The organism is Hydrogenophaga laconesensis (assembly GCF_031457235.1).
Lineage (GTDB): Bacteria > Pseudomonadota > Gammaproteobacteria > Burkholderiales > Burkholderiaceae_C > Hydrogenophaga > Hydrogenophaga laconesensis.
The window spans coordinates 74,588-89,602 of the sequence record NZ_JAVDWE010000010.1 but is presented as its reverse complement, the minus strand read 5'-3'; the positions used below and the strand labels follow the sequence as shown (position 1 = coordinate 89,602).

20 protein-coding genes are annotated in these 15,015 nt (G+C 65.6%); 13 read left to right on the top strand and 7 right to left on the bottom strand.

Translation table 11 applies throughout. The annotated features are described in order from the left end of the window. The first annotated feature begins 10 nt into the window (after positions 1 to 10). Both ftsB and J2X09_RS17405 read left to right on the top strand, forming a co-directional pair. Positions 11 to 295 (top strand): cell division protein FtsB, encoded by a 285-nt coding sequence (gene ftsB / locus J2X09_RS17410; RefSeq protein ID WP_204732085.1) that lies wholly within the window; start codon positions 11 to 13, stop codon positions 293 to 295. A 22-nt stretch (positions 296 to 317) separates the two neighbouring features. Further along, entirely contained in the window at positions 318 to 989 is a 672-nt protein-coding gene (locus J2X09_RS17405) for an AAA family ATPase (protein ID WP_204732086.1), read from the top strand. Positions 990 to 998: 9 nt separating this feature from the next. Here J2X09_RS17405 and hslO read toward each other — a convergent pair whose 3' ends face one another. Together hslO and J2X09_RS17395 are read right to left on the bottom strand one after the other, a co-directional pair. Then, positions 999 to 1,976 (bottom strand): Hsp33 family molecular chaperone HslO, encoded by a 978-nt coding sequence (gene hslO / locus J2X09_RS17400; protein WP_204732087.1) that lies wholly within the window; start codon positions 1,974 to 1,976, stop codon positions 999 to 1,001. 47 nt (positions 1,977 to 2,023) lie between these two features. Beyond that, positions 2,024 to 2,548, bottom strand: coding sequence for a gamma carbonic anhydrase family protein (locus J2X09_RS17395; RefSeq protein WP_204732088.1), 525 nt, complete (start codon positions 2,546 to 2,548; stop codon positions 2,024 to 2,026). A 68-nt stretch (positions 2,549 to 2,616) separates the two neighbouring features. Here J2X09_RS17395 and J2X09_RS17390 point away from each other — a divergent pair, with 68 nt between their 5' ends. The 5 genes from J2X09_RS17390 (at position 2,617) to dbpA (ending at position 6,408) form a co-directional block, all read left to right on the top strand. Continuing rightward, a complete protein-coding gene (locus tag J2X09_RS17390; protein WP_204732089.1) occupies positions 2,617 to 3,441 on the top strand; it encodes a ferritin-like domain-containing protein in 825 nt (274 codons plus the stop codon). 61 nt (positions 3,442 to 3,502) lie between these two features. Continuing rightward, positions 3,503 to 4,096 carry a TetR/AcrR family transcriptional regulator gene (locus J2X09_RS17385; RefSeq protein ID WP_204732090.1) on the top strand — a complete coding sequence of 198 codons (594 nt, stop codon included), beginning with the start codon at positions 3,503 to 3,505 and terminating at the stop codon, positions 4,094 to 4,096. Positions 4,097 to 4,099: 3 nt separating this feature from the next. Beyond that, the gene (locus J2X09_RS17380; protein WP_204732091.1) at positions 4,100 to 4,399 is read left to right on the top strand and encodes a YciI family protein; all 300 of its coding nucleotides are present in this window, start codon (positions 4,100 to 4,102) and stop codon (positions 4,397 to 4,399) included. Beyond that, positions 4,396 to 5,007 (top strand): DNA-3-methyladenine glycosylase I, encoded by a 612-nt coding sequence (locus tag J2X09_RS17375; RefSeq protein WP_204732092.1) that lies wholly within the window; start codon positions 4,396 to 4,398, stop codon positions 5,005 to 5,007. Before J2X09_RS17380 ends, J2X09_RS17375 begins: the two co-directional genes overlap by 4 nt. A gap of 6 nt (positions 5,008 to 5,013) precedes the next feature. Then, complete coding sequence (dbpA, locus tag J2X09_RS17370) at positions 5,014 to 6,408, top strand: ATP-dependent RNA helicase DbpA (RefSeq protein ID WP_204732093.1); 1,395 nt, start codon at positions 5,014 to 5,016, stop codon at positions 6,406 to 6,408. Between the two features lie 4 nt (positions 6,409 to 6,412). On the opposite strand, the gene J2X09_RS17365 is transcribed toward dbpA, so the two are convergent. Next, the gene (locus J2X09_RS17365; protein ID WP_204732094.1) at positions 6,413 to 6,841 is read right to left on the bottom strand and encodes a VOC family protein; all 429 of its coding nucleotides are present in this window, start codon (positions 6,839 to 6,841) and stop codon (positions 6,413 to 6,415) included. Positions 6,842 to 6,911: 70 nt separating this feature from the next. On the opposite strand from J2X09_RS17365, the gene J2X09_RS17360 reads away from it, so the two are divergent. The 3 genes from J2X09_RS17360 to J2X09_RS17350 are packed head-to-tail and all read left to right on the top strand — an operon-like array spanning position 6,912 to position 8,740. Then, complete coding sequence (locus J2X09_RS17360) at positions 6,912 to 7,844, top strand: SdiA-regulated domain-containing protein (protein ID WP_204732095.1); 933 nt, start codon at positions 6,912 to 6,914, stop codon at positions 7,842 to 7,844. Between the two features lie 15 nt (positions 7,845 to 7,859). After that, positions 7,860 to 8,114, top strand: coding sequence for a DUF3297 family protein (locus tag J2X09_RS17355; protein WP_204732096.1), 255 nt, complete (start codon positions 7,860 to 7,862; stop codon positions 8,112 to 8,114). 50 nt (positions 8,115 to 8,164) lie between these two features. Next, the gene (locus J2X09_RS17350; protein WP_204732097.1) at positions 8,165 to 8,740 is read left to right on the top strand and encodes a DUF1439 domain-containing protein; all 576 of its coding nucleotides are present in this window, start codon (positions 8,165 to 8,167) and stop codon (positions 8,738 to 8,740) included. A gap of 7 nt (positions 8,741 to 8,747) precedes the next feature. Here J2X09_RS17350 and xerD read toward each other — a convergent pair whose 3' ends face one another. After that, a complete protein-coding gene (gene xerD, locus J2X09_RS17345) occupies positions 8,748 to 9,665 on the bottom strand; it encodes a site-specific tyrosine recombinase XerD (RefSeq protein WP_204732098.1) in 918 nt (305 codons plus the stop codon). Further along, positions 9,665 to 10,642 carry a tripartite tricarboxylate transporter substrate binding protein BugE gene (locus J2X09_RS17340; RefSeq protein ID WP_204732099.1) on the bottom strand — a complete coding sequence of 326 codons (978 nt, stop codon included), beginning with the start codon at positions 10,640 to 10,642 and terminating at the stop codon, positions 9,665 to 9,667. The genes xerD and J2X09_RS17340 overlap by 1 nt, the downstream gene beginning before the upstream one ends. Before the next feature lie 170 nt (positions 10,643 to 10,812). Between J2X09_RS17340 and J2X09_RS17335 the strand changes: the two genes are divergently transcribed. Continuing rightward, on the top strand, positions 10,813 to 11,727 hold the full coding sequence (locus J2X09_RS17335) for an AEC family transporter (RefSeq protein ID WP_204732100.1): 915 nt from the start codon (positions 10,813 to 10,815) through the stop codon (positions 11,725 to 11,727). A gap of 110 nt (positions 11,728 to 11,837) precedes the next feature. On the opposite strand, the gene J2X09_RS17330 is transcribed toward J2X09_RS17335, so the two are convergent. After that, complete coding sequence (locus J2X09_RS17330; RefSeq protein WP_204732101.1) at positions 11,838 to 12,509, bottom strand: FadR/GntR family transcriptional regulator; 672 nt, start codon at positions 12,507 to 12,509, stop codon at positions 11,838 to 11,840. Between the two features lie 145 nt (positions 12,510 to 12,654). Between J2X09_RS17330 and J2X09_RS17325 the strand changes: the two genes are divergently transcribed. Together J2X09_RS17325 and J2X09_RS17320 are read left to right on the top strand one after the other, a co-directional pair. After that, a complete protein-coding gene (locus J2X09_RS17325) occupies positions 12,655 to 13,527 on the top strand; it encodes a fumarylacetoacetate hydrolase family protein (RefSeq protein WP_204732102.1) in 873 nt (290 codons plus the stop codon). 40 nt (positions 13,528 to 13,567) lie between these two features. Continuing rightward, a complete protein-coding gene (locus tag J2X09_RS17320) occupies positions 13,568 to 14,545 on the top strand; it encodes a tripartite tricarboxylate transporter substrate binding protein (RefSeq protein WP_204732103.1) in 978 nt (325 codons plus the stop codon). A gap of 14 nt (positions 14,546 to 14,559) precedes the next feature. Here J2X09_RS17320 and J2X09_RS17315 read toward each other — a convergent pair whose 3' ends face one another. Beyond that, positions 14,560 to 15,015, bottom strand: a complete 456-nt coding sequence (locus J2X09_RS17315) for an SRPBCC family protein (protein ID WP_204732104.1) — start codon at positions 15,013 to 15,015, stop codon at positions 14,560 to 14,562.

Genomic DNA, 15,015 nt, shown 5'->3' with positions numbered 1-15,015 from the left:
CTCCGGCGTCATGGCCCGCCGCCTCATCCCCGTCCTGCTGGTTGCGCTGCTCTTCATCGTGCATGCGCAGCTGTGGTTCGGAAGAGGCAGCGTGCCACAGGTGTCCAGCATGAAGCAGCAGCTGGCCACACAGGACCAGGCCAACCGCGACGCGCAGTTGCGCAACGACCAGCTCATGAGCGAAGTGCGCGATCTGCAGGACGGTCTGGACATGGTCGAGGAACTCGCCCGCCAGGAACTGGGCATGGTCAAGCCCAACGAAATCTTCGTGCAGATCGCAAAGGGCAGGAACTGACCTCCGCGTCGCAGCCGGCGCCATGACCCCGCGATACCCCGCCTTCACCGTCGCGCTGCTCGGTGGCGAATCCAGCGGCAAGACGACGCTGGCCATGGAACTCCAGCAGCACCTCTCCAGTGCGCACGGTCTGCAGGTCGTCCGTGTGACGGAACATCTGCGCGAATGGAGCGAGGCCGCCGGCCGGGCTCCGCATGCCCATGAACAGGCTGCCGTGGCGGAGGCGCAATCGCAGCGCATCGCAGCCGCGCAGTGCAGGCCCGGCGTCGATGTGGTGCTGGCTGACACGACCGCGCTGATGGTGGCCGCCTACAGCGCGCTCTACTTCCAGGACCGCTCGCTGCTCGCGCCAGCCCTGGCCGCTCAGTGCCACTGCCATCTCACGCTCCTGATGGGGCTGGATCTGCCCTGGGTGCCAGACGGCCTCTTTCGGGACAGCCCGTCGGTGCGCGACGCGACCGACGGCTGGTTGCGGCGTGAGCTTCAGGGTGCGGGCATGGCATTCCAGACGGTGTATGGGCAAGGCCCGGCACGCCTGCAACAGGCCTTGCGCGCCCTGGGCGCTGCGCTGGGCAGGCCCCTGGTAGCGCAAGACCCGGCCCTGGCCACCGGCCTGCGCCCATGGTCGTGCGAGAACTGCAGCGACCCGGACTGCGAACACCGCCTGTTCACCGGCTTGCTCGCGCGCACCTGAGGCGTGGCCTCAGTGCTTCTGGTCGCTGGCCGGCGCCTGCTGGGAAGGTTGCAGGAAGACCTGGGCCGCGTCCACCGGATCGAAGCGGTACTGGGCGCCGCAGAACTCGCAGCCCACCTCCACCTGGCCCTGTTCGGCCAGGATGGACTCGACCTCGTCGCGCCCGAGGCCGCGCAGCATGCTGCTCACGCGCTCGCGCGAGCAGGTACAGGCGAAACGCGGGCCGCTCTCACCCGTCAGGGGGTCGAAACGGCGCAGGTTCTCCTCCCAGAACAGCCGGCGCAGGATGGTGTCCGCGTCCAGGGTCAGCAGTTCTTCGCGCTTGAGGCTGGAAGCGAGGATCGCGATGCGGTTGTAGTCCTCGTTCACACCGATCTGGTCTTCGTCGCGCGCGGTCGACTGGCCTGCGAGGTTGCCCTCGCCCTGCAGCGGCAGCCGCTGGATCAGCAGGCCGGCCGCGATCTTGTCGTCGGCCGCAAGCACGAGCCGCGTGTCGAGCTGCTCGCTCTGCAGCATGTAGTGCTCGATGACTTCGCTCAGTTTCTCCAGCTTCTCACGCCGGTCACCAAACAGCGGCACCACGCCCTGGTAGGGCTGCTGACCAGGCAGGCGGTCCTTGGGGTCGAGCGTGATGGCACAACGCCCCTGGTTGTTGACGTTGACCATGTGCGACAGCGGCGCATCCTCGGCCACCTCGCCCACCACCGAAGCGGTGGAGCGCAGGCTCAGGTCAGGCTGCACCTCGGCCACGGCCAGCTTCACGGGGCCGTCGCCCATGATCTGCATGACCAGCGCGCCATTGAACTTGATGTTTGCCTGCATCAGCGTGGCCGCCGCCGTCATCTCGCCCAGCAGCTCCGTGACCGCAGCCGGATACCCTCCGGCATCGCGATGGCGCCGCAGGATCTCCTGCCAGGCGTCGGTCAGGCGCACGAGCATGCCGCGCACCGGCAGGCCTTCAAAGACGAATTTGTGGAGTTCGGACACGCAGGGCTTTCAGGACATTCAAAAAAACGAAGGATGGCAGATCGGGATCAACCGATCTTTTTCAAGCCTTTGCGGTAGCGCCCGGCATTCTCGATGTAGTGCTGCGCGCTGCGGCGCAGGCCTTCGATCTGCTCGGGCGTGAGCGCCTTCACCACCCGGGCCGGGCTGCCCATGATCATGCTGCCGTCCGGGAACGTCTTGCCTTCCGTCACCAGCGAACCCGCACCCACGAGGCAGTTCTTGCCGATCCTGGCGCCGTTGAGCACGGTGGCACCGATACCGATGAGCGATTCGTCACCGATGGTGCAACCGTGCAGCGTCACCATGTGGCCCACGGTCACGTTCGTGCCCAGGGTCAGGGGATAGCCGATGTCGGCGTGCATCACGCTGCCGTCCTGCACGTTGCTGCCCGGGCCGACCGTGATGGTCTCGGTGTCGCCCCGGATCACTGCCCCGAACCACACGCTGCTGTTGTCGCCCAGCACCACGTTGCCCATGACCTGCGCGTTGTCGGCCACCCATGCCGAGTCGGCCATGCGCGGGGCCACGCCGTCGAGTTCGTAAATCGCCATAAGGGGAGTCTCCGTCGGTTCTGAAACCTAGAATTGTAGGGATGCATGCCTCCGAGCCACTGTCACCAATGCCCCTGATCTCTCTGCGTGCACAGGCGCTGTGGGCGCTCTGCGTGGCCGATCCCGGCGTCAAGGTGGCGGCCACCCATGCACTCTTCGAGGCCTGGCAAGAGGGCCGCACCCGGCTGAACACCGCCGAGCACCTGACGCCCGCACCCTCGGCCAGCCTGCCCGGGAGACCCAAGCAACCTGTCCTCGTCCCACCGGTGGACGTGCCCCAGCGCTCGCCCTTCACGCCACCAGGCCTGGCGATGTTGCTGCACGCGGTCACCCACATCGAATTCAACGCGATCAACCTGGCACTCGATGCCGTCTGGCGTTTCCCCGGCATGCCGGTCGGGTTCTACGCCGACTGGCTGCGCGTGGCGCACGAAGAAGCCATCCACTTTGACCTGCTGCGCACCCACCTGCAGAGCCTGGGCCACGACTACGGTGATTTTGCCGCCCATGGCAGCCTGTGGGAGATGTGCGTGAGAACCCAGGGCGACGTGACCGCCCGCATGGCACTGGTGCCGCGCACGCTGGAGGCGCGTGGGCTGGACGCCACCCCCCCGATGCAGGCGCGCCTGCGCAAGGTGGGCACGCCGGCGGCCTTGCGGGCGGTGGAGATTCTCGATGTGATCCTGCGCGACGAGATCGGGCATGTGGCGGTGGGCAACCGCTGGTACGGCTGGCTGTGCGCACAGCAAGGCATCGAACCCCTGTCGCACTACCGGCGGCTGGCGCGCGAGCATGCGGCGCCGCGCCTCAAGCCGCCGTTCAACGACGCGGCCCGCCTGGCGGCCGGGTTCAGCCCATCGGAACTCGCCGAACTGGCCCAGCCATCGGCTTGACAATCCAGGACGGTCATCCTAATCTTGCGACCTAGGACGCTTGTCCTAGTATGGAATTGTCATGACCAGGACACGCGAGCAGATCATCGACGCGGCAGACCAGTTGTTCTATGAACAAGGGTTCGAGCACACCTCTTTCTCGAACATCGCGGACACCGTGAAGATATCGCGCGGCAACTTCTATCACCACTTCAAGACCAAGGACGACATCCTGCAGGCCGTGATTGATAGCCGCCTCACCAGAACCCGGCAGATGCTGGCGCAATGGGAGCAGGACAGTGCCACGCCACAGGCTCGCATCGTCGCATTCATCGACATTCTGATTCGCAACCGCGCCGAGATCATGCGTCACGGGTGCCCGGTGGGCACGCTCTGCACGGAGCTGGCGAAGCTCGATCACGGTGCTCGTGAAAGCGCCAACCAGATCATGACCCTGTTCCGCGATTGGCTGCGCGAACAGTTCAAGGCGATGGGGTGCCCACGCGATGCCGACATCAAGGCACTGCATCTGCTGGCCCGTACCCAGGGTGTGGCCACATTGGCACAGGCCTTTGGCGACGAGGCGTTCATCCGCCACGAGGTCGAACAGATGCGCCAGTGGCTGGCTCAGTGCACCCCCGACTCCAACCATCATCGCCCTCCCCGAAAGGCTTGAACCATGCATCTCGTTCTTCTCAGGTTTTCGCATCGCAAGGCCGAGGCGCCCCGCTACATGGAAGGCCACAAGGCCTGGTTGCAACGTGGTTTTGAGGAAGGTGCCTTTCTGCTGTCCGGCAGTCTGGAGGGCGGGCAAGGCGGACTGTTGCTGGCCAACGGCCAGGATGCCGACGCCCTGCTTGCGCGCGTGAACCAGGATCCCTTCGTGATCGAAGGCGTGGTCAGCGCCGACATCGTGGCCGTGTCGCCCAACCGCGCCGCCCCCCGCCTGGAGTTCCTGATCCCGAAGGCGGCTGCATGAGCACCACGTCCCTGTTGCCAGGTCCGGATGGACAGATGCGCTGCCGGTGGTGCGCGAGCGCACCTGAATTCCTCGCGTACCACGACCAGGAATGGGGATTCCCGGTGAAGGACGATCGCCGCCTGTTCGAAAAGATCAGCCTGGAGGCGTTCCAGTCCGGCCTGAGCTGGCGCACCATCCTCGCCAAACGGGAGAATTTCCGGGCCGCATTCCACCAATTCGACTTTCATCGCATCGCCCGCTACACCGAGCGCGACGTGCAGCGTCTGCTGGCCGATGCCGGCATCGTGCGCCACCGCGGCAAGATCGAAGCCGTCATTCACAACGCGCGATGTGCGGTGGAAATGGAGGCAGCAGAAGGCTCACTCGCCACGTTCTTCTGGCGCCATGAACCCGATGCAGCGGAACACGGCCTGCCACAGACCGCGTCCACCTCACCGACCTCGATCGCTCTGTCCCGAACACTCAAGCAGCGCGGCTGGAAATTCGTCGGCCCGACGACCGTGTTCGCGTTCATGCAGGCGATGGGCCTCATCAACGACCACGCAAGCGGCTGCATCTCTCGCCAGGCGGTGGAGCGGGCACGCAAGGTGTTTGCCCGACCATAATCGGGCATGACTTCCGCCTCCCCGACCGCGTTCAGCGCCCTGCCGCTTTCCCCCGCCATGCTCTCCAACCTGGAGCAGCTCGGCTACACGGCGATGACGCCCATCCAGGCCGCCGCCCTGCCGCCCGCGCTGCTGGGCAAGGATCTGATCGCACAAGCCCAGACCGGCAGCGGCAAGACCGCAGCCTTCGCCCTGGCGTTGCTCGCCAACCTGAACCCGCGCCGCTTCGCGGTGCAATCGCTGGTGCTCTGCCCCACGCGTGAGCTCGCCGACCAGGTGACCACCGAGATCCGCCGTCTGGCGCGCGCGGAAGACAACATCAAGGTGGTCACACTGTGCGGCGGTGTGCCCCTGCGCGGCCAGCTGGCCACGCTGGAGCACGGCGCCCACATCGTGGTCGGCACGCCCGGCCGCGTCATGGACCACCTGGAACGCGGCAGCCTGCAACTGGAGGCGCTCAACACGCTGGTACTGGACGAAGCCGACCGCATGCTCGACATGGGCTTCTTCGACGACATCGCCAAAGTGGCCCGGCAGTGCCCCCCGGCACGGCAGACCCTGCTCTTCTCGGCGACCTACCCGGAAGGCATCGCGAAACTCAGCGCGCAATTCATGCGCGAACCTGTCTCGGTGAAGGTCGAGACGCAACACTCGGCGGCCCGCATAGAGCAGCGCTGGTACGAGGTGACCGACACGCAGCGCCTGGACACGGTGGGCCGGTTGCTCGCCCATTTCCGGCCCGCAAGCACCATCGCCTTCTGCAACACCAAGGCCCAGTGCCGTGACCTCGTGGCTGTGCTGCAGGCGCAAGGCATCAGTGCGCTCGCGCTGTTCGGTGAGCTGGAGCAGCGCGAGCGCGACCAGGTGCTGGTGCGTTTCGCCAACCGGAGCTGTTCCGTGCTCGTGGCCACGGACGTCGCCGCGCGCGGGCTGGACATCGCCAGCCTGGCGGCCGTGATCAACGTGGACGTGACGCCCGACCCCGAGGTGCATGTGCACCGCATCGGCCGCACCGGCCGAGCCGGCGAAAGCGGTCTGGCGCTCAACCTCGCCAGCCTGGACGAGATGGGCAGCGTGGGGAAGATCGAACACCTGCAGGGTCGCGAGTCGACGTGGTACCCGCTGGCCGGACTCGAGCCCGCGAGCGGCGAGCCCCTGGTGCCCCCCATGGCGACGTTGCACATCCAGGGTGGCCGCAAGGAGAAAATCCGCCCCGGCGATGTGCTGGGCGCCCTCACGGCAGACCTGGGCTACACGCGCGAACAGGTCGGCAAGATCAATGTCAACGAATGGTCCACCTATGTCGCGGTGGAAAGGGGCATCGCCCAGCAAGTCGCCAGCCGACTCAACGCCGGGCGCATCAAGGGCAAGAGCGTGAAGGTGCGCGTGCTCGAGGACTGAGGCCCTAGAACGTGACCTTCACCGAAGGCGCACTGCGGCGGGCCTCGCCGTGGTACACAGCCTCGATGTTGTTGCCATCGGGGTCGAGGACGAACGCACCGTAGTAGCCCGGGTGGTACTTGCGCTCGCCCGGCGCGCCGTTGTCACGACCGCCGGCGGCCAGCGCCTCCTGGTGGAACGCGTCGACCATGGCACGGTCCTGCGCCTGGAAAGCCAGGTGGTGGCGACCGGTGAGCTCGCCGTTTGCAGCCTCGCTGTCCGCCGTTGAAATGAAGAGTTCGTCTGCCCAGATGTAGTCGTCACTGGCACCACCCAGGGGGATCTTCAATGCCTTGAACACCGCCTCGTAGAAGGTCTTGCTGGCGGGAAAATCCTTCACCACCAGCTGGATGTGGTCGATCAGCCGGCCCCGGTGCAGTTCTTGCGTTTCCATGGATAGCGCTCCTGTTCATTCCAAGGTTGGAAGGACCATCCTAGCGGGGGCGAACACTAAACTCCGTGCGATGGCCCGCGCAAGAATCTGCAAACCCTGCCTCTGGACCGCCCTGCTGGGCATCGGCTTTCTCTTCATCTGGTATTTCAAGGTGCTGGCCCTGGGCTACTACTGGCTGAGCACCACCGTCAACGCCGCGCAGTGGGAAGGCTCCTCCCTCTGGTTGCCGGGCTATCAGGTGGCGGTGGAGGCCCGGCCGATCGAAGGCCTGACGCGCAACACCTCCGGCCTCACCTTCAACAACGAAACCGGCACCCTGTTCACGGTGATCAACCGCCCGCCACAGATTGCCGAACTGACCACGGACGGGCGGTTGCTGCGCGTCATCGAGCTCGAAGGGGCCAGGGACCCCGAGGGCATCACCTATGTACAGGGCGACACCTACGTCATCTCCGACGAGCACAGCGACAGCATGTACTGGGTACGGATCGGGCCTGACACGCGGCATGTGTCGATCGCAGCCCGATCCAGCCTGGGCATCCGCATCGACAGCGTGCACAACAGCAGCTTCGAAGGGGTTTCGTGGGACAGCGAGCAGAACCGTCTGTTCGTGGTGAAGGAAAAGCTGCCCCTGCGCGTGCTGGTCATCAAGGGGCTGGATGTCTTCAGCGAATCCCGGGGCTTCAACATCGACATCAGCGAATGGAAATCGTCCAGCGCTGCCTCGCTGTTCATGAGCGACCTCTCTTCGCTCACGCTGCACGAACCCACGGGGCACCTGCTGTTGCTCAGCGATGAATCCGCGCTGGTGGTGGAGTACGCACCCGATGGCCAACCCATCGGCATGCTGCCGCTGTGGCGGGGTTTCAATGGCCTGCAACGCAAGGTGCCGCAGCCCGAAGGGTTGGCGGTCGGGCCTGACAGCGCCCTCTACGTGCTCTCGGAGCCCAACCTGTTCTACCGCTTCGAACGCATTCAGAAACCGGCGGTCGCCGCGAACTGACCGACAATCGACGCCATGAACGACACCGCATCCTCCTCCCACCCACCGCTCCCCGACCGCCTGTCCATCGATCCGCGCAGCCCGCACCATGTGGCTGCCGTGTTCGAGCACGATATCGGCATCCGCCTCAACGGCAAGGAGCGCTTCGACGTCACCGAGTACTGCATCAGCGAAGGCTGGGTGAAAGTGCCTTCGGGCAAGACACTGGACCGCAAGGGCAACCCGCTGCTGATCCAGCTCAAGGGCACCGTGGAAGCGTTCTACAAATAGAGACGACTTCGCGCGAACCTGCAACGCTCCCTGGCCTCCAAGCCATTGCCATGCAACGCAGAACCCTTCTTCTGACCCCTCCCCTCGCCCTGCTCGGCGCTGTCCAGGGTTGGGCGGCCGACATCGACACCGAGGACCGTCCGTCCGGGCCAGCGGGTTACCCGGTGTCCCTGGAGCAGATGCAACAGGCTGTTGGCGAACGCTTTCCGCGCCGCTACCCCGTGCAGGGACTGCTGGATCTGGAGTTGCGCACACCCCGGCTGAAACTGTTGCCGCAACAGAACCGCATGGGTGTGACCATGGCGGTGCTGGCGGCCGGCCCCGCGCTCAACCGGGCGCATCAGGGCAACTTCGACGTGGATTTCGGTCTGCGCTACGAGGCAAGCGATCGCACCCTGCGGGCGCACCAGCTGCGGCTGGCCCGGCTGGATTTTCCCACCCTGCAGCCGCGCGTGGTGGACATGCTCAACGCCTATGCACCCCTGATGGCCGACCAGACGCTGCGGGAAGTCGTGCTGCACAAATTCACCGCGAAGGATCTCGCCTCAGTGGATGCCATGAACATGCAACCCGGCGCCATCACGGTCACCGACAAGGGCCTGGTGGTCGGCCTGGTGCTCAAGTAAGGCCCGCTCAACCGCGCGGGTGGTGCTGCGCGACGATGGCCTTGAGGCGCTCGCGGGCCACGTGGGTGTAGATCGTGGTCGTGGAAATGTCGGCATGCCCCAGCAGCATCTGCACGGCGCGCAGGTCGGCGCCGTGGTTGAGCAGGTGCGTTGCGAAGGCGTGGCGCAAGGTGTGCGGCGACAGGGGCACGGTGATGCCGGCCTGGGCAGCATATTTCTTCACCAGTTGCCAGAACATCACCCGCGTCATGGCTTCACCGGCGCGCGCGCCGCGCGAGGTGACGAACAGGTCTTCGCTCTGCAGCCCATTGAGGATATCGCCACGCGCCGTGCCCAGGTAGCGCTGCAGCCACTGGCCTGCAAGCTGGCCAAAGGGCACCAGACGCTCCTTGTTGCCCTTGCCAGTGATGCGCAGCACATGCTCGTTCATGCCGACGTGCCACGTCTTGAGCGACACGAGTTCGCTTACACGCAGGCCACTGGCATAGATGAGTTCGAGCATGCAACGGTCACGCAGGCCCAGCGGCGTGCCCACGTCAGGCGCATTCAGCAGCGCCTCCACCTGCGCTTCGGACATGGTCTTGGGCACACGCAACGGCTGGCGCGCGGGCACCAGGCGCAGCGTGGGGTCGGTGGCAATGGCGCGTTCGCGCAGCGCCCAGCGAAAGTAGCGCTTGAACACCGTGAGCCGCCGGTTGGCGGTCGTGGCGCGGGTTTCCGCGTGGCGTTCGCTGAAATAGGCGTTGAGATCGGCCTCGCTGGCATCGGGCAGGGTCTTCCCGCGCCCGGCCAGCCACTGGCCAAGCAGCACGAGATCGCGCCGGTACGCGTCAAGCGTGTTGCGCGAGAGACCTTCCTCGAGCCAGAGACTGTCGACGAAGGCCCCGGCGATGCCCTCACTGGCCGACGCCAGGGCCTGGTCCATCACTCCAGCTTGAGCTTCTGCTTGGCGACCACTTCCTTGTAGACCTCGAACTCGGCCTTGATCTGCGCAGTGAACTCGGCGGGTGTGTTGCCCACGATGAGCGAGCCGGTGTCCTCGATGCGCTTCTTCACAGCAGGGTCGGTCAAGGCCTGCTTGGTCGCGTTGTAGACCTTGTCCACCACGTCCTGCGGCAGGCCCTTGGGGCCGATCAGGCCGTAGTAGGCCATGCGGTTCACCGGCTCCAGGCCCACTTCCTTGAAGGTGGGCACGTCGGGCAGCACGGCCAGACGCTGCGGTGCGGCCACCACGATGGCGATGAGTCGGCCGGACTTGATGTGCGGCAGCGCGGACGGCAGGTTGTCGAAGATGATGGGCACTTGGCCACCCACGGTGTCGTTGAGCGCAGGACCCGCGCCACGGTACGGGATGTGGGTGATGAAGGTGTTGGTCAGGCTCTTGAAGAGCTCGGTCTGCAGGTGGCCGATGCCGCCGGTGCCGGAGCTGGAATAGCTGTACTTGCCGGGGTTCTTCTTGAGCTCGGCCACGAAGCTCTTGTAGTCCTTGGCGGGAAAGCTCGGGTGCACCGCGATCACGTTGGGCGTGGCGGCGATGTTGATGATGGGCGTGAAGTCCGTCAGCGTGTTGTACGGGATCTTGTCGTTGATGGCCGGGTTGGCCGCGGTGGTGGAGACCGTGGCCATGCCGAGCACGTAGCCGTCGGCCGGCGTGCGCGCCAGCTCGGTGGCGCCCACCACGCCACCGCCACCAGCCTTGTTCTCGACCACCATGCTCTGGCCCAGGGCCTTGCCCAGCGAGTCGGACATGACGCGCGCGATGATGTCGGTGGTGCCGCCAGGTGCGAACGGCACCTGCAGCTTGATGATCTTGTTGGGATAGGCCTGCGCCCACGCGCCGCCCCCCATGGCTACCGAGGCGGTGGCCAGACCAATCGCAACCATCTGACGACGAGAAACCATGACGTGTACTCCTTGACGTTGATACTGAAAACTTCACAGGGAGACGTGCATGCTAACCGCGGTCGCCCCTGACCAGCCGTCCACTTTAGACGGGGATGGCGGAGGTGAACATGGGGAGACTACATAAGTAATAACCCGGAAAGCGCTCGGGCAACCGCTATGCTCACGCGGTGAACTTCGCCCAACTGCTCTTCCCGGACTTCTCCCTGATCCTTTGCGGCTATCTGGTCTGCCGCTTCACGAAGCTGAACCGCACGGTGTGGGAACAGGTCGAGAGCCTGGTCTACTACTTCCTGTTCCCGGTCCTGCTGTTTCACAGCATCGTCAAGAGTCCGCTGGACCTGTCGGCGGCGTCCAGCCTGGTGGGGGCGGCCATCTCGCTGGCCGTGGGGCTGATCGCATTGTCGTATTCACTGCCCCACTGGCCCTGGCTGGGCAAGCGGATCGACGTGCGCCTTCACGCCGCCAGCGCACAGGTGGCGTTCCGCTTCAATTCGTTCATCCTGCTCGCGCTGGCGGACCGGGTGGCGGGTCCACAGGGGTTGTTGATGGTGGCGGTGCTGATCGGCGTGTGCGTGCCGATCTTCAACATCGGCGCGGTCTGGCCGATGGCGCGCCATGCGAACCGGGGTTTTGCGCGGGAGCTGGTGCGCAATCCGCTGATCGTGGCCACGGCATCGGGTCTGGTGGCGAATCTGCTGGGTTTCTCGATGCCGTACTGGCTCGAGCCGACGGTGAACCGCATCGGGCAGGCTTCGCTGGCGCTGGGCCTGATGGCGGCGGGGGCTGGCATGCAGTTCGGCTCGATGGCCACGGCGAAGGCGCTGGCGGTGGCGGTGCTGGCGATCAAGCACGCGGGCGCGCCGGTCCTGGCGTTCGGTCTGGCGCGGTTGTTCCAGCTGGACGCCGTGCAGACCACTGTTCTGCTGACCTTCTCCGCCGTGCCAACCGCATCAAGCTGCTACGTGCTGGCCGCGCGCATGGGCTACAACGGGCCATATGTGGCAGGCTTGGTAACGCTGTCGACCCTGCTGGGGATGGTGAGTCTGCCGTTTGCTTTGGGTGTGCTGGGGAGCATTCCTTAGGGCGTTTCTGGCCCGCAGGTCCTGGAGTCAGAGGCCGCCGGGGGACATCCGCGGAGCAGAGCGTCCAGGTGCCCCATCCCGCGCAGCAGCAGAGCGAAATCCACGACGGCCTAGTACCCCAGCAGGTTCTGCCGCACATGCAACAGGTGCGCCAGCGTCAATTCACGCGCCCGCACCCCATCCCGGTCCCGCAGCGCCTCCACGATCGCGCGGTGCTCCGACTGGTAGGCCAGGCGTCGCTCCGGCGTCACGCTCTTTTTCTTGAGCTGGCCCCAGTCGCTTTGCGCCCGCACCGTCTTCATCAAGTTGAAGACATTGCCCACGAAACTGTTGTGCGCCGCGTCCGCGATCGCCTGGTGCAACTCCGCATCCCAATGCTCGAACGCTTCCAGCGTCTCTGCGCTTTCCGCATTCACGCAGCAGGTCTCCATGCGCTGCAAGTCCGCCTGGTTGGCATTGCGGATCGCCATCTCGATGATCGCCGGCTCCATCGCCAGGCGCGCCTCCATCAACTCCGCCGGGCTCGTGTGCCGGGACGAATCCTGCTGCACGCGCTGCCCCAAGCGTGCGCTGACACCCTCGGCCACGTAGGTCCCGCTGCCCACAGTCTGCTCGATCAGGCCTTGCTGCCGGAGGTCGGACAAGGCCTTGCGCACCGTGGTGCGGCTCACACGGAAATGCGCTGACAACTCGCGCTCGGGCGGCAGCCGGTCACCGGCACGCCAGTGGCCGGACCGCAGTTGATCGAGAAGGGCGTCTCGCAGGGGCGTGGACATGCTCATGAGGGGCAATGTACCAAAACAGACCAATTTGCACGGAGTCCCCTCTCTCCGTGATTACCCGAACCCCGATATTCTTCTTATCGACTACGATGGCCTCTCTGGTATTTTTTGGTATTTTTTGGTATTTTTCTGACAAGGAGTCTGCGTGCGCCTCGCCACTTTCGTTCATCAGGGCCAACGGCAAGTCGGCCTCGTTTCGGCCGACGGACAGACCGTCACCCCGTTTTCTCTGAACACCGCCGACGCCCAACGCGGCGTGCTACCCCTGATCGAAGGGGTTGCGGCGGGCAAGTCGCTGCCCGCCCCCACCGGTGGTGCGTTGAAGCTGGCCGACGTGAAGCTCGAAGCCCCTCTCCCCGTGCCGCGCCGCAACCTGTGGTGCGTGGGCCGCAACTACCACGAGCACGCCAAGGAGCTGCAAGGGTCGGTATTCAAGAACAACAACAGCAACCCGGCGGCGTGGCCCATCGTGTTCACCAAGGTGCCCGAGTGCGTGATCGCCGACCAGGCCGATGTGCTGCTGCCGGGTGACGACATTTCGCCGCAGATCGACTACGAGGCGGAACTGGCCGTGATCATCGGCACCGGCGGCAAGAACATCACAAAGGCCGACGCAATGAAGCATGTCTTTGGCTACACGATCGTCAACGACGTGACCGCGCGCGACGTGCAGATGCGCCACCAGCAGTGGGACATGGGCAAGAGTTTCGATACGTTCTGCCCCATGGGGCCGTGGATCGTGACCGCCGACGAACTCGACGGCCAGCACACGCGCGTGCGTTGCTGGGTCAACGACGAGCCGCGTCAGGATGGCCGCACCGAAGACCTCATCTTCGACATCCCGACACTCATCGAAACCATCTCGCGCGGCATCACGCTCTACCCCGGCGACGTCATTGCCACCGGCACACCGGCGGGTGTGGGCCTGGGCCTCACACCGCCCACGTTCCTCAAGACCGGTGACGTGGTGCGCATCGAGATCGACGGCATCGGCACGCTGCAGAACCGCTTCGTCTGACCACAGACGCCTTTTTGACGAACAACGACAGGAGACAAGGATGAACACCGCCGCACTCAAGCTCTGCAGCCTGGCACTGGCGCTGGCCGCCACACTGGGCATCGCCCAGGCGCAGGACGCCTACCCCAGCAAGGCCGTGACCATGGTCGTGCCATTCCCGCCCGGTGGCGTGGCCGACGTCGTCGGTCGCCCCGTGGCCGAAGCCATGGCGCGCCATCTCAACCAGCCCGTGGTGGTGGTGAACCGCGCGGGCGCGGGCGGTGGCATCGGCATGGCGCAGGTGGCCAAGGCCGCACCGGATGGCTACAACGTGCTGATGGCGCTGTCGTCCATCGTGGTGCTGCCGGAAGCGGACAAGATCCTCGGCCGCGCGCCGATGTTCGAGCTTTCGCAGCTCATCCCCATCGCGCGCATGACGGCCGACCCCACGGTGCTGGTGGTGCGCGCCGACAGCCCCTGGAAGACCTACGCGGAGTTCATCGCCCACGCCAAGGCCAACCCGGGTCAGATCACCTTCGGTTCGTCCGGCAACTACGGCACCATGCACGTGCCCATGGAACAGCTCAAGGCCAGCACCGGCAGCTACATGCTGCACGTGCCTTACACCGGCGCGGGCCCGGCCATCCTGGGCATGCTCAGCGGCCAGGTCGATGCGGTGGCCACCGGCCCGGCCAGCGCAGTGGGGCAGATCAAGGCCGGCAAGCTGCGCGCGCTGGCGCACTGGGGCGAGGGCCGTCTCGCACTGTTGCCCGATGTGCCGAGCTTCCGGGAGCTGGGTGTACCGATCAGCTACTCGCAGTGGTCCGGCATCTTCGTGCCGGCCGGTACGCCGCCCGCGGTGGTGAACAAGCTGCGCGAAGCGGCGCGTGTGGCCGCTCAGGATCCGAAGACCGTGCAGGTGATGACCACGGCAGGTACCTCGTTCCAGTTCCAGGATGCAGCCGAATTCGACAAGTTCGTGCGCGACGACGCCAGGGCCATGGCGGCCGTGGTGCAGAAGATCGGCAAGGTGAACTGAGATAGCGGCGGCGTTCAGCCGCCCGCTTGGGCCTCGCAAAGCCCGCGCAACCGCACCAACGCCTGGGGCCACATGGCGTCCATCATCTCGGCCCAGGCGTCTGCCGCTTCCAGGGTGATGGTGAGGCGGGTGCCCCCGCCCACCGCTTCGAGCCGATAGTTCTCGAACGCGGGCGCCCAGGCTTTCACGGTCTCGCTCTCGGTGTCGTCCTGGCCATCGGCTGTCACCATGCCGATGTGCTTGATGGAGACGAACTCGTGCGGCTGGTTGCGCGCGATGACCGACAGCATGCCCTCGCCCGTCGACGACAGGAAGCGGATGGTGCAGCCCTCGTCCCATGAGCCCTCATAGGTCGATCCACCGGGGTCGAACGGCTGCGTCCATTGCTCGTAGGTCGGTCGCTCGAGCATGGTATTCCACACCACCTCACGCGGTGCGCGGATGGTGGTCGTGTAGGTGAGTAGCTTCAT

Bases quoted from the DNA above. Each gene is read 5' to 3' on its own strand.
- ftsB (WP_204732085.1), top strand. From the start codon at position 11: ATGGCCCGCCGCCTCATCCCCGTCCTGCTGGTTGCGCTGCTCTTCATC.
- J2X09_RS17405 (WP_204732086.1), top strand. From the start codon at position 318: ATGACCCCGCGATACCCCGCCTTCACCGTCGCGCTGCTCGGTGGCGAA.
- J2X09_RS17395 (WP_204732088.1), bottom strand. From the start codon at position 2,548: ATGGCGATTTACGAACTCGACGGCGTGGCCCCGCGCATGGCCGACTCG.
- J2X09_RS17390 (WP_204732089.1), top strand. From the start codon at position 2,617: ATGCCCCTGATCTCTCTGCGTGCACAGGCGCTGTGGGCGCTCTGCGTG.
- J2X09_RS17385 (WP_204732090.1), top strand. From the start codon at position 3,503: ATGACCAGGACACGCGAGCAGATCATCGACGCGGCAGACCAGTTGTTC.
- J2X09_RS17380 (WP_204732091.1), top strand. From the start codon at position 4,100: ATGCATCTCGTTCTTCTCAGGTTTTCGCATCGCAAGGCCGAGGCGCCC.
- J2X09_RS17375 (WP_204732092.1), top strand. From the start codon at position 4,396: ATGAGCACCACGTCCCTGTTGCCAGGTCCGGATGGACAGATGCGCTGC.
- dbpA (WP_204732093.1), top strand. From the start codon at position 5,014: ATGACTTCCGCCTCCCCGACCGCGTTCAGCGCCCTGCCGCTTTCCCCC.
- J2X09_RS17365 (WP_204732094.1), bottom strand. From the start codon at position 6,841: ATGGAAACGCAAGAACTGCACCGGGGCCGGCTGATCGACCACATCCAG.
- J2X09_RS17360 (WP_204732095.1), top strand. From the start codon at position 6,912: ATGGCCCGCGCAAGAATCTGCAAACCCTGCCTCTGGACCGCCCTGCTG.
- J2X09_RS17355 (WP_204732096.1), top strand. From the start codon at position 7,860: ATGAACGACACCGCATCCTCCTCCCACCCACCGCTCCCCGACCGCCTG.
- J2X09_RS17350 (WP_204732097.1), top strand. From the start codon at position 8,165: ATGCAACGCAGAACCCTTCTTCTGACCCCTCCCCTCGCCCTGCTCGGC.
- xerD (WP_204732098.1), bottom strand. From the start codon at position 9,665: ATGGACCAGGCCCTGGCGTCGGCCAGTGAGGGCATCGCCGGGGCCTTC.
- J2X09_RS17340 (WP_204732099.1), bottom strand. From the start codon at position 10,642: ATGGTTTCTCGTCGTCAGATGGTTGCGATTGGTCTGGCCACCGCCTCG.
- J2X09_RS17330 (WP_204732101.1), bottom strand. From the start codon at position 12,509: ATGAGCATGTCCACGCCCCTGCGAGACGCCCTTCTCGATCAACTGCGG.
- J2X09_RS17320 (WP_204732103.1), top strand. From the start codon at position 13,568: ATGAACACCGCCGCACTCAAGCTCTGCAGCCTGGCACTGGCGCTGGCC.
- J2X09_RS17315 (WP_204732104.1), bottom strand. From the start codon at position 15,015: ATGAAGCTACTCACCTACACGACCACCATCCGCGCACCGCGTGAGGTG.